At 74.1% G+C, this 12,479-nt stretch carries 9 protein-coding genes; 8 read left to right on the top strand and 1 reads right to left on the bottom strand.

Annotated elements, in window-relative coordinates; translation table 11 throughout:
• Window positions 1-2: 2 nt before the first annotated feature.
• The 4 genes from E1281_RS09990 (at window position 3) to E1281_RS09975 (ending at window position 6,357) form a co-directional block, all read left to right on the top strand.
• The gene (locus E1281_RS09990; protein WP_131876999.1) at window positions 3-2,285 is read left to right on the top strand and encodes a hypothetical protein; all 2,283 of its coding nucleotides are present in this window, start codon (window positions 3-5) and stop codon (window positions 2,283-2,285) included.
• Window positions 2,286-2,289: 4 nt separating this feature from the next.
• A complete protein-coding gene (locus tag E1281_RS09985; protein ID WP_131876998.1) occupies window positions 2,290-4,047 on the top strand; it encodes a hypothetical protein in 1,758 nt (585 codons plus the stop codon).
• Window positions 4,048-4,190: 143 nt separating this feature from the next.
• Window positions 4,191-5,435: a multidrug effflux MFS transporter gene (locus E1281_RS09980; RefSeq protein ID WP_131876997.1), complete on the top strand. Its 1,245-nt coding sequence runs from the start codon at window positions 4,191-4,193 to the stop codon at window positions 5,433-5,435.
• A gap of 19 nt (window positions 5,436-5,454) precedes the next feature.
• Window positions 5,455-6,357 (top strand): LLM class flavin-dependent oxidoreductase, encoded by a 903-nt coding sequence (locus E1281_RS09975; protein ID WP_131876996.1) that lies wholly within the window; start codon window positions 5,455-5,457, stop codon window positions 6,355-6,357.
• Here E1281_RS09975 and E1281_RS09970 read toward each other — a convergent pair.
• Window positions 6,342-6,986: a TetR/AcrR family transcriptional regulator gene (locus E1281_RS09970; RefSeq protein WP_131876995.1), complete on the bottom strand. Its 645-nt coding sequence runs from the start codon at window positions 6,984-6,986 to the stop codon at window positions 6,342-6,344. The genes E1281_RS09975 and E1281_RS09970 overlap by 16 nt on opposite strands.
• A gap of 125 nt (window positions 6,987-7,111) precedes the next feature.
• On the opposite strand from E1281_RS09970, the gene E1281_RS09965 reads away from it, so the two are divergent.
• The 4 genes from E1281_RS09965 to E1281_RS09950 all read left to right on the top strand — a co-directional run bounded on the left by E1281_RS09965 (window position 7,112) and on the right by E1281_RS09950 (window position 12,339).
• Window positions 7,112-8,092 carry a phosphotriesterase gene (locus E1281_RS09965; protein WP_131876994.1) on the top strand — a complete coding sequence of 327 codons (981 nt, stop codon included), beginning with the start codon at window positions 7,112-7,114 and terminating at the stop codon, window positions 8,090-8,092.
• A 119-nt stretch (window positions 8,093-8,211) separates the two neighbouring features.
• Window positions 8,212-9,300 (top strand): trypsin-like peptidase domain-containing protein, encoded by a 1,089-nt coding sequence (locus tag E1281_RS09960; RefSeq protein WP_131876993.1) that lies wholly within the window; start codon window positions 8,212-8,214, stop codon window positions 9,298-9,300.
• Between the two features lie 63 nt (window positions 9,301-9,363).
• Complete coding sequence (locus E1281_RS09955; protein WP_131876992.1) at window positions 9,364-11,646, top strand: FdhF/YdeP family oxidoreductase; 2,283 nt, start codon at window positions 9,364-9,366, stop codon at window positions 11,644-11,646.
• A gap of 27 nt (window positions 11,647-11,673) precedes the next feature.
• Window positions 11,674-12,339, top strand: coding sequence for a DUF1707 domain-containing protein (locus tag E1281_RS09950; protein ID WP_243716771.1), 666 nt, complete (start codon window positions 11,674-11,676; stop codon window positions 12,337-12,339).
• Window positions 12,340-12,479: the final 140 nt, after the last annotated feature.

Below are 12,479 nucleotides of genomic sequence, written 5' to 3'. Positions count from 1 at the left end.
GCGTGGCCTGGCAGCTGCACTACACCTCCGCGCGGCGCGGGCCCACCGGCCGGGCGGGGTTCCAGTTCGTCGCCGAGACGCCCGGCCTGCCCGACGGGGCGCGGGCGGGCGTCATGCCGCACCTGTCGTACCGGCCGCCGCCCGAAGCGCCGCCGTCACCCGACGACTCCGAGCTGGAGCGGTTCCCGGTGACGCTGCTGTACGACGTGGTGGACGGGCGCCCGCTGCTGCTGCGGTGCCGCTACCTCGGCCGCGACTACTCGGGCCGCTACGGCAACTTCTTCGCGCACGCGGTGGTGGCCGAGCCCGCCGAGCTGGAGGGGATGCGCCCCGCCGAGCTCTGGCGCTCCCCCCTGTGGGCGCCGCTGCCGGCCGACGGCGCCGTCCTGGACGAGCTGGACGACCTGGCCCCGGGCACGGGGCTCGCCCCCGACGACCTCGCCGCCTGGCTGCCCCACTCCGGTCCCGAGGACCCCTTCGGCGCGCTGGGGCTCCTGGTGAGCGCCGTCCGCGAGAACGCCGTCCCCGGCGGCCGGGTGGTCCTCGTCGCCGACGACGTCGAGCTGATCGCCCGCTGGATCGCGCTGGTGTCGTACTCGCTGCCGGTCTCGGCGACGGCGCGGCTGTCGTTCGTCACCTACAGCGCCGACCCCTTGCGCGCCGGGCAGATCCTCGTCGGCACGACACCCGACGTGTGGGCCGCCATGGGAGCGCGCCCCCTGCATGAGACGGCCGTCGACCTGCGGACCGGGCGCCCACTGGCCGGGGGCCCGGCGGCGGGGAGCCTCTCCCGGTTCGCGCGGGGCGTGGGCGCCTGCTGGCGGGACTCCGACTTCGCGGGCCTCGACTTCCTCGGGGAGGTCGCCGCCAGGGCGGACGCCCCCGCCGCCGACTGCGGCGACGCCGCCGCGCTGCTCGCCCTGTGCCGCGCGGACGCGCCGCTGACGGGCGAGGAGGAGGCGGAGCTCGCGGCGGTCGTGTCGGGCCGCGGGATCGAGCCGCCCGACTGGCTGTGGCGGGAGCTGCGGCAGGCCATGCCGTTCATGGGGCTGGAACTGGCCCTGGCCGTCCACGAGAACGCCCCGCACGACGGAGCGGGCGACGGGGCGGGCGACGCCGGCGGCGTGCTGGCGGCGCGGGCCTCCGCCGCACTCGCGGAGGTCACCGACCTCGCCGCGCTCGCCCGCGTCGTCCGCGCCGCGCTGCGCGCCGGGCTGGCGGTCTCCCCCGGCGACGTCGCGGACGCCGCGGCGCGCTGCACCGGCTACGGCGGCGCGTCCCTGCACGCCGCCCTGACCGTCTGCCAGGGCGGGGGCCTGCGGGGCGCCCTGCTCGACGGGATCACCGCCGAGCTCACCGAGCGCACCGCGCCGCTGTCGGACCCGGACGTGTGCGACGCGCTGTTCCAGGACGCGGAGTGGCTGCGGGGCGTCCCGCACATCGCGGTTCCGGTCCTGGCGTCGGTCGGCGGCCGGATCCCCGGCCGCCGCGCGGAGGCGACCGGCCGGCTCCTGAACCTGGACGGCAGGGTGGCCGCGGACGTGGAGGCGGCGCTCGCGCAGGTCTGGGCCTCGCCGCCCTCGGCCGCCGAGGGCCTCGGCCTGCTGGAGGAGCACGGCACGGCCCCCGCCGGCGCAGGCGGCGGCCACCCGGCGCTGGGGGCGCTGCTGTCCCGGGTGTTCACGCGCCTCGCCTTCCCCGGCGGCGAGGGCCTCGCCGACCCGGAGACGCTGCGCCTCGCGGACCGGATACGGGAGGTCATGCCGGAGGGACGGGCCGGGTGCGACGCGGCGCTCGTCCAGGCGTACGGGAAGGCGATCACCGCCGGGCCCGCGCGGGCGGCGCGGGCGCTGGAGGAGATCGCGGCCGGCGGCGCGGGCTCGCAACTCGCCGGGGAGGCGTTCGTCGGGGCGGCACGGCGCCTGTGCGGGCGGCCGCCGGCGTTCCGGGCGGACCTGCTGGCGGCCCTGCCCGCTCCGGTCCGGGCGCGCCTCGGCGAGCGGTGGACCGCCCAGCTGCCGGGACGCGCCCGCGCCGGCCGCGTCCCCCTGCGCGGCGGCGAACTGGAGCAGCGCAACGACCTGATCGAGGTCGTGCTGCGGCTGAAGGCGCGCGGCGCCGCCGACCCGGCCCTGGAGGCTTGGGCGCGGGCCGCGGCCGGCCGGTGGCTGGCGGCCAAGCAGCTCGACTCGCGCCTGGCGCGCAGCCCCCGGCTGCGGGCCGCGCTGCGCGACCTCCTCGAACCGGCACGGGGCGACGGCGAACCCCCGCGCGGCGGGAGGTGACCCGGTGCATCCCCTCCTCGTGCTGCTGCTGATCGCCGTGTGGGGCGCGGCCATGTGGCTCGGCTTCATGTACGTGTTCCCCGTGCTGTTCGCCGCGACGCTCGTCGTCGCCGGGGTCGCCGCGCTGGGCCTGTACTACCTGAACGCCTGCCGGACGCTCGCCCCGTCCGCCCTCGACGGGCCCTCGCCGGTCGCCGAGCCGAAGATCTCCTACCGCCACTACCTGCTGGGCCAGGTGTGGCGGGACTGGTGGACGATCAGCCGCACGGTCGTCCCGCAGGTGTACCGGACGGCCAGGGCCATCCTCGTCCGCCTCACCCGGCTGCTCCTCGGCGGGTTCTGGGGGTTCTTCGTCCTCCCCGTCTGGCTGGCCCTGTGCGCGGGCATCGTGGCCGCCGCCGTGCCCGCCGGCGTGTTCGTGGTCGCGCTCACCGTCCTGTACGGGGTGGTCGCGGCCCTCGGACTCGCCGTGTGGCTGGTGTGCGTGCTCGTCCTGGCGGCGGTGGAACGCGTCTTCATGACGTACGGGCGGATCCTTCAGACGTGCCCGCATCCCTTCTGCTACGAGCGCATCGGGCTCCCGGAGTACGAGTGCCCGGGGTGCGGCGCACGGCACACCCGCCTCACCCCTGGGTCGGGTGGCGCGTTCCGGCACGTGTGCAGGTGCGGGGCGCGGCTGCCCACGACCGTCCCGCTGGGGCGCTTCCGGCTGGCCGCGTACTGCCCGCACTGCGGCGGACGGCTCCCGGAGCGGATCGGGCGCGTCCGCGTGGAGCCGCTGCCGTTCGTGGGCGGCCCGGCCGCGGGCAAGACCACGTTCATGGTCCTGGGGATCCGGGCCCTGCACGCGCGGGCCCGCACCCTGCACGGACGGCTCGCGTTCGTCGAGCAGAGGCACGCGCAGGCGTACGCGGGCGCGATACGCGAGTTCCAGCGCGGCGGGCGCCTCGCCAAGACGGGACCGGAACTGCCGCTCGCGACCATGGTGGACGTGGAGCTGCCGGGACGTTCGCGGCGCATCCTCTACCTGTTCGACCCGGCCGGCGAGCACTACACGGGCGCCACCGAGGTCGAGTCGCTGCGCTACCTCGACCACGGGGAGGCGCTGCTGTTCGTCGTCGACCCGTTCGCCCTCCCCCAGCTCCGCGGCTCCCTGACGAAGGACGAGAAGGAGTTCCTCGACCGGGCCGCCGTGTCGTCGGAGGAGGATCCCGCCGACACCCTGCAGCGGGTCCTCAACGAGCTGCGTTCCCGTCCCGACCAGGGCCGCCAGAAGCGCGTCGCGGTCATCGTCACCAAGACCGACCTGCTGGCCCGCACGGAGATCGGCCGCTGCCTCGGCGAGCCGCCCGCGCCGGCCGGCCCGGACGGCGGCCCCGACGACGGGGCCGGCGTGCGCGCCTGGCTCGGGGACGTCGGCCTGGGCAACACCGTCCGCGCCCTCGACCAGGTCGCCGGGCAGGTGCGGTACTTCGCCTCCGGCCTGGCCACCGAGCCGGCGGACGTCGCCGACCTGCTCGGCTGGGTCACCGGCCTCGCCCCGGCGGGCACGGCGGACGGGACGCCGCCGGCCGACGCGCCCCAGGAGCTTCCCGGGACGGCGCCGCTGCGCGCCCCCTGGCCGGTGCGCGGCCGCGGTCCGGACCGCGTCCCCGTCGGCTACCAGGCCGGGCGCTGGGCGGTCCTGGCGGGTCTGTCGGTGCTCACCGTCGCGACCGTGACGGGCGCGGTCGTCGCCGCCGCCGAGCGCTTCCCCTTCTGACTCCGCGCGGCTCCGGCCGGGGCCGCCACGCCAATGTGACTGAACACACCCTTATGAACAGGATGATTTCAGGCCATCATCCCCTTGAAGGTTCGCGGAGCTAACTATTACCCCGTGCTTGATCCCGACCCGGAAAGAAGACAATGACGCAGACCGCCGGCCCGACCGCCGGGACCACCCACGGCGGCGCGGCGGACCGGCGGCTCTGGCTGATCATCGCCCTCGGGGCGCTGACGGCCATCGGGCCGCTGACGATCGACCTGTACCTGCCGGCGCTGCCCACCCTGGCGTCGGACCTGTCGACCGGCGCGGTGCAGACGCAGCTCACGCTGACCGCGTGCGTGATCGGGCTCGCCCTGGGGCAGGCGGTGGCGGGGCCGCTCAGCGACACGCTGGGACGGCGGCGGCCCCTGCTGGTCGGGCTGGCCGCCTACGTCGCCGCGTCGCTGCTGTGCGCGGCCGCGCCGACCGTGGAGGCGCTGATCGCGATGCGGGTGGTGCAGGGCGCCACCGGCGCCGCCGGGATCGTGATCGCGCGGGCGATCGTCCGCGACCTGTACGAGGGCGTGGCGGCCGCCAAGTTCTTCTCGATGCTGATGCTGGTCACCGGGCTCGCACCGATCCTCGCGCCCGTCCTCGGCGGGCAGCTGCTGCAGGTCGTGCCCTGGCCCGGCCTGTTCGCCGTCCTGTCCGGGGCCGGCGTGGCGCTGTTCCTCGGCGCGCTGCTCGGGCTCAGGGAGACGCTGCCGCCGGAGCGGCGGGCGACGGGCGGGCTGCGCGCGACCGCCCGGACGTTCCGGGGGCTGGCGGCCGACCGGGCGTTCGCCGGGTACGCGCTGACGATCGGCCTGGCGTTCGGGGCGATGTTCACCTACATCTCCGGGTCGCCGTTCGTCCTCCAGGACATCTACGGGATGTCGCCGCAGACGTACGGCGTCGCCTTCGGCGTCAACGCCCTCGGCATCGTGGCCGCCTCGCAGGTCGGCGGCCGGCTCGCCGGGCGGGTGCCGCTGCGCCGCCTGCTGGGCACCGGGCTCGGCATCGTCACCACGGGCGGAGCGCTCCTGGTCGTCGCCGTCCTCACCGGCGCCGGCCTGTACGGGGTGCTGCCCGCGCTGTTCCTCACGGTCACCGGGCAGGGGCTCATCCTGCCGAACGCGACGGCGCTGGCCCTGTCCGGGCCCCGCGCGTCCCGGGCCGGAGGGAGCGCCTCCGCGCTGCTCGGCGTGACCCAGTTCACGCTCGGCGGGGCCGCCGCACCGCTGGCCGGGGTCGCGGGACCGGACACCGCCCTCCCGATGGCGCTGTCCATCGCGGTGCTGGCGCTCCTCGCCGCGGTGGTCACCGCGACCGCCACCCGCCCATCGAAGGTTGCGTCAAAGAACTGACCGCGCGTACCGTCATGATGTGATCGTTCGCATCGGCATGGCCCCGGCCGCGTCCACCCTCTCCCGCGACGCGCTGACCGCCCTGGCGCTCGGCCTCGAACGCGAGGGGTTCGACTCGCTGTGGGTGTCCGAACGGGTGACCGGCCCCGCGCTGGACCCCGTCGTCGCACTCACCTACGCGGCTGCGCTGACGTCGCGGATCAAGTTCGGCACCGCGGTGATGACCCTGCCGGGCCGCTCCCCCGCCGTGCTCGCCAAGGAGCTGGCGTCCCTCGACGTGCTCTCGGGCGGGCGGCTGCTGCCCGCGTTCGGGCTCGGGCAGCGCCACGCGGGCGAGCAGCAGGCGTTCGGGGTCCGGCGGGAGGAGCGGGCGCCGATCTTCGAGGAGGCGCTGCCGCTGCTGCGCCGCTTCTGGGCCGAGGACGAGGTCACCCACGACGGCCCCCGGTTCCGCTACGAGGCGCTGCGGGTCCTGCCGAAGCCGGCGGCGCGCGGGTTCGACGTGTGGATGGGCGGGACGTCCGAGCCGGAGCTGCGCCGCACCGGACGGCTGTCGGACGGATGGCTCGCCGCGTTCACCACCCCCGCCGAGGGCGAGCGCGGCCGGCTCGCCGTCCAGGAGGCGGCGGCGGGCGCGGGACGCGAGATCGAGGAGGAGCACTTCGGCGCCGTCGTCCCGTACCGGCGCGGGACGCTGCCCCCGGAGGCGGAGGCGCGGTTCGCCCGGGTCCGGCGGGTCAGCGGGCCCGCTCCGCTGGACGACGTCGTCCCCGGCCTGGACGGCCTGGAGGCCCACCTGAAGCGGCTCGTCGAGGCCGGCCTGTCGAAGTTCGTGCTGGCGCCGCTCGCGCCCCCGGACGACTGGGACGCCGAACTCGCCGACGTCCGCGACGCGGCGCTCCACCTTCAGACGCGGCGCTGATCCAGGGCGGCCATGACGAAGCCGGTGACCTCGTCGGCGAGGCGGTCGGCGGGTTTCGGGCCGTCCGCCCGGTACCAGGACGGCATCTGGTTGACCATGCCCAGCGCGACGATCGTGACGGTCTCGGCGGGCGTCGCGTCGCTGAACACGCCGTCCCGCTGCCCCTGCTCGACGAGGCCGCGGAACGTCACGTGGTAGCGGCGGCGGTCGGCGCGGATCGAGCGCATCCGGGCGCTGTCGAGCCGGTGCATCTCGCGGGAGAACACCTTCGCCTCGTCGATGTGCGCCGCCGTGCTGCGGATCAGCCCGCCGAGCACGGCGCGGACGGCCTCGCGCGGCGGCAGCCCGCGCGACAGCACGTCGCCGAGGTCGGCGAGCTGCCGGGCGATCAGCGAGTGGTAGATCTCGTAGAGGAGGTCGTCCTTGGAGTCGAAGTAGTGGTACAGGGCGCCCTTGGTGACCTCGGCGGCCTCCACGATGCCCTGCACGGACGTCCTGTCGAAGCCGCGCTCGGCGAACTGCCTGAGCGCCGCGTCCAGGATCCGCCGCTCGACCGCGCTCTCCCGGACCGGCGCCCCCGAACGGGCGGCGGCGGCCGGGTCGTCCGGCTTCGGCTCGGTGTCGGTCACGTGGGCACCTCCCGGAGACGCGGCCCGGAAAAGCGGGCATTGACGCGAATGTGGTCCACGCCATAGCTTGCCAGAAAACCGACTGGTCGGTATGCAGCACGCCACCCGGCGAACAGGGAGTGCCGATGCCCGCAGTGGAGACCGTCCGCGGCCCCGTCGATGTCGGCGGGCTGGGACGCACGTTCATGCACGAGCACGTCTTCGTCCTCAGCACCGAGAACGTCGAGAACTACGGCGCGGGCGACTGGTGGGACGAGGACGAGAAGGTCGCCGACGCCGTCGCCAAGCTCCGCGAGCTGACCGAGCGGGGCATCACCACGATCGCCGACCCGACGGTGTGGGGGCTCGGCCGGTACATCCCGCGGATCCAGCGGATCAACGAGCAGGTCCCCGAGCTCAACATCATCGTCGCGACGGGCATCTACACCTACCACGACATCCCGTTCCAGTTCCTCCACCGCGGCCCCGGCACGATGATGGACGAGGGCCCCGACCCGATGATCGCCGACTTCACCCGCGACCTGACCGAGGGCATCGCCGGCACGGGCGTCAAGGCCGCGTTCCTCAAGTGCGCCGTGGACGCGCCGGGCCTCACCCCGGGCGTCGAGCGCATCCTGCGGGCGGTCGCCGCCACCCACCGCGAGACGGGCGCGCCGGTCACCGTGCACACCGAGAGCTCGGTCCACGCCGGGCGGACGGTCGTCGACCTGCTCGGCAAGGAGGGCGTGGACCTCACCAAGGTCGTCGTCGGGCACGCGGGCGACAGCAACGACCTCGACTACCTGATGGAGCTGGCCGACACCGGCGCGATCCTCGGCATGGACCGCTTCGGCCTCGACGTCATCAACCCCACCGAGAACCGGGTGGCCACGATCGCGTCGCTGTGCGAGCGCGGCTACGCCGACCGGGTCGTGCTCAGCCACGACACGAGCTGCTTCATCGACTGGTTCGGCCCGGACCCGGCGACGGTCCCCGCGATGCAGCCCAACTGGAACTACCGGCACATCAGCGACGACGTGCTGCCGGCCCTGCGCGACTTCGGCGTCACCGACGCCCAGATCGACCAAATGCTGGTGGCCAACCCCAGGCGCTACTTCACCCGCTGAGGACGGCGAGCCCCGCCTTCCGGGCCTCCTGCACGACCACCTGGTCACGACTCCCCCGGGGCCAGCGACTAATCCCCGGAAAATGGGAATCATGGGAGGAACTGGGAGGAGGTGGTGAGGTGAGCGAGGAATCCACGCGTCGCGGCGCCCCCGCCGCGGTCCCGCTGATCCTGGTCGCGCTGCTCTGCCTGCTGGTCCCCGGCTGCCGCGTCTTCGAGAGCGGCGCGGTCCAGGACGTGCCGCCGCCCGTCTCGGTCGAACCCACCACCAAGAACGCCAAGCCCAGCGGCCGCCGCCCCGGCGTCGTCAACATCGAGACCGAGCAGAACCTGCGCGGCACCCGCGCCGCGGGGACCGGCATCGTGTTCCACCCGTCCGGGCTCGTGCTGACCAACAACCACGTGATCAAGGGCGCCACCAGGATCGAGGGCACCGACACCGACAACCGCCGCACCTACACCGCGGAGGTCGTCGGCTACGACCGCGCGGACGACGTCGCGGTGATCCGGCTGAAGGACGCCTCCGGCCTGAAGGCCGCCGTGTTCGCCTCCGCGTCCGCCGTGAACATCGGCGACACGGTCTCCGCGGTCGGCAACGCGGGCGGCAGGGGCGGCAAGCCCCGGGTCGTCACCGGCAAGGTCACCGCGCTGGAGCAATCCGTCACGGCCCGCGACGACAGCAACGGCACGACCGAGCGCCTCACCGGGCTGATCGAGACCAACGCGCCGATCAAGCCCGGCGACTCCGGCGGCCCGCTGCTCAACACGGACGGCAAGGTCATCGGCATCAACACCGCCGCGTCCGCGGACCTGTCGGCGGGCGGCTCCGGGGAGCCGCAGGACCACCGCGGATACGCCATCCCCTCCGACCGTGCCCTCGCCATCGCGCGGCAGATCCAGCGCGGCGAGGCGTCCACCACCGTGCACATCGGCCGCACCGCCATGCTCGGCGTCAAGGTGCGCTCCAACCGCACCACCACCGGCGCGCTCGTCGCCGAGGTCGTCCCCGGGACCCCCGCCGAGAGGGCCGGCATCCCGGTCGGCGCCGCCATCGTCACCTTCGGCGGACGGGCCGTCGACTCGCCCGATTCCTTGACCACGCTGATGCTGGCGCATCATCCGGGAGACATCGTCCAGGTGCAGTGGACCACCGCCCAGGGCGCCCACAGGTCCGCCAATGTCCGCCTGGCGGAAGGCCCGTCCCAGTAGAGGCCCGAAAGCACGTTCTCATGTCAGAGTGGGAAGACCCTAGGCGACGAGGATGTGTATGCGATGAGCCGCAAGGCGCCCTCCGGTGACTTCGACGACGAGGGTCTTGAGGTCTCGGAACCGAAGACATGGGCCGCGGGCGTGCCCGGGGTGACGACCGCGCTGCGACAGTCGTACGAGCAGATGGGCGTGCGGCGCACCGCGCTGACGCTGCTCCGCGTCAACCAGAAGAAGGGCTTCGACTGCCCGGGGTGCGCATGGCCGGAGGGCGACCACCGGCACGTGGCCGAGTTCTGCGAGAACGGCGCGAAGGCCGTCGCGGAGGAGGCCACGACGCGGCGCGTCACCCGGGAGTTCTTCGCGCGGCACACCGTCGCCGAGCTGGCGCGGCGCTCCGACCACTGGCTCGGGCAGCAGGGACGGCTCACCGAGCCGATGCTGAAGCGCGCCGGATCCGAGCACTACGAGCCGGTGTCGTGGGACGAGGCGTTCGGGCTGCTCGCGTCCGAGTTGAACGCGCTGGATTCGCCGGACGAGGCCGTCTTCTACACCTCGGGCCGGACGAGCAACGAGGCCGCGTTCGCCTACCAGCTGTTCGTCCGCTCGTTCGGGACGAACAACCTGCCGGACTGCAGCAACATGTGCCACGAGTCGTCCGGGTCGGCGCTGAGCGAGACGATCGGGATCGGCAAGGGCTCGGTCCTCCTGGAGGACCTCGGCAAGGCCGATCTGATCTTCGTCGTCGGGCAGAACCCGGGGACGAACCATCCCCGGATGCTGTCGGCGCTGGAACGGGCCAAGAAGGAGGGCGCCCGGATCATCGCGGTCAACCCGCTGCCCGAGGCGGGGCTGATGCGGTTCAAGAACCCGCAGCGCCCGTCCGGGGCGACCGGGCAGGGCACGACGCTCGCCGACCGGTTCCTGCAGATCCGGCTGAACGGCGACCTCGCCCTGTTCCAGGCGCTCAACCGGCTGCTGCTGGAGTCGGAGGCGCCGGACGCCGTCGACCGCGGGTTCATCGACGCGCACACCCACGGGTTCGAGGCGTTCGAGAAGCACGTCCTCGGCCTGGACTGGGACGACGTGCTGGAGGCGACCGGCCTCACCCGCGGCGAGATCGCCGCGGCGCTCGGCGACGTCCTGGGCGCGAAGCGGATCATCGTCTGCTGGGCGATGGGCCTCACCCAGCACCGCAACTCGGTCCCGACCATTCGCGAGATCGTCAACTTCCTGCTGCTGCGCGGCAACATCGGCCGCCCCGGCGCGGGCGTGTGCCCGGTGCGCGGCCACTCCAACGTGCAGGGCGACCGGACGATGGGCATCTGGGAGAGGCCCGGGCCCGAGTTCCTCGACGCGCTCGCCGCCGAGTTCGGGTTCGAGCCGCCGCGCGAGCACGGCCTGGACACCGTGGACGCGATCCGCGCCATGCGGGACGGCCGGGCCAAGGTGTTCCTCGGGATGGGCGGCAACTTCGTCCGCGCCACCCCCGACTCCGCCGTCACGGAACGGGCGCTGCGCGGCTGCCGGCTGACCGCGCAGGTGTCCACCAAGCTCAACCGCTCGCACGCCGAGGCCGGCGAGACCGCCCTGATCCTGCCGACGCTGGGCCGGACCGAGCGCGACGAGCAGGAGTCGGGGCCGCAGTTCGTCTCCGTCGAGGACTCGATGGGCATGGTGCACGCCTCCCGGGGCCGCCTCGCCCCCGCCTCCCCGCACCTGCTGTCGGAGGTCTCGATCGTCTGCCGCCTCGCCAGGGCGGCGCTCCCCGAGTCGGGCATCGGCTGGGACGCGATGGAACGCGACTACGACGTGATCCGCGACCACATCTCCCGGGTCGTCCCCGGCTTCGACCGCTACAACGCCCGCATCCGCGAGCCCGCCGGCTTCACGCTCCCGCACGCGCCCCGCGACGAGCGCAGGTTCCCGACCGCGACCGGCAAGGCCAACCTGACGGTGAACGCACTGGACGTCCTGCGGGTCCCGGAGGGGCGGCTGCTGCTGCAGACCGTCCGGAGCCACGACCAGTACAACACCACCGTCTACGGGATGGACGACCGCTACCGGGGCGTCAAGGCCGGGCGCCGCGTCGTGTTCGTCAACCCGGCCGACGTGTCCGGCCTCGGGCTCGAGGACGGCGCGATGGTCGACCTGGTCTCCGAGTGGCGGGACGGCGTCGAGCGCCGCGCCCCGTCCTTCCGCGTCGTCGCCTACCCGACCGCGCCCGGCTGCGCGGCGGCCTACTTCCCCGAGACCAACGTCCTCGTCCCCCTCGACAGCACCGCCGAGGTGAGCAACACCCCGACCTCCAAATCCGTGATCGTCCGCCTCGAACCGGCACGCTCCTAGACGCGCGTCCTGGTTTAGGCTCGGAGCATGACGAATCTCCCCGAGCGCGCCGGATCGTCCGCGACCCCGGAGATGCGGGCCGGCGACGCCGATCGCGAGCGGGTCGCGCAGGTGCTGCGCGACGCCGCCGGGGACGGGCGGCTCACCCTCGCGGAGCTGGACGAGCGGCTGGACGCGGTCTACGCGGCCAAGACGTACGCGGACCTGGAGCCGATCACCCGGGACCTGCCCGCGGCGGGCGCGTCGCCGCCTCCCGCTCCGGCGACCGGGGCGGCGGCCTGGCGCCCGGTGGAGGGCGCGCCGTCGTGGAAGAGCGGCATCGGGATCATGAGCGGGTTCCAGCGGACCGGCGTGTGGAACGTCCCCCGCGTCTTCCGGGCCTTCGCGTTCTGGGGCGGCGGCAAGGTCGACCTGCGGGAGGCGCGGTTCGACGAGCCGGAGACGACGATCCGGGCGTTCGCCATCATGGGCGGCTTCGAGATCATCGTCCCGGACGACATCACCGTGCACGTCAAGGGGCTCGGCATCATGGGCGGGTTCGACGACAAGGCGAGCGGCCCGGGTGTGCCCGGCTCGCCCGCGGTCGTCGTCAAGGGCCTGGCGTTCTGGGGCGGCGTCGGGGTGAAGCGCCGCAAGTCGAGCCGGCAGAAGAAGAAGCGCGACAAGGAGCTCAGGCGGCCCGAGGACGAGTAGCCGCGGCTAGCCCCAAAGCCGTGTAGTTAGGCGATGGGTGTGGTGGTCAAGGGTCGGTGGGTGCGCAGATCTCGATGCTGATGGTGGCTTTGTAGCTGGGGCCGCGGATGCGGGCGCCTTTGGCGACGAACTTGGAGATC

It is taken from the genome of Actinomadura sp. KC345, assembly GCF_004348515.1.
Classification (GTDB): Bacteria; Actinomycetota; Actinomycetes; order Streptosporangiales; family Streptosporangiaceae; genus Spirillospora.
This window is presented reverse-complemented; position numbering and strand designations above follow the sequence as displayed.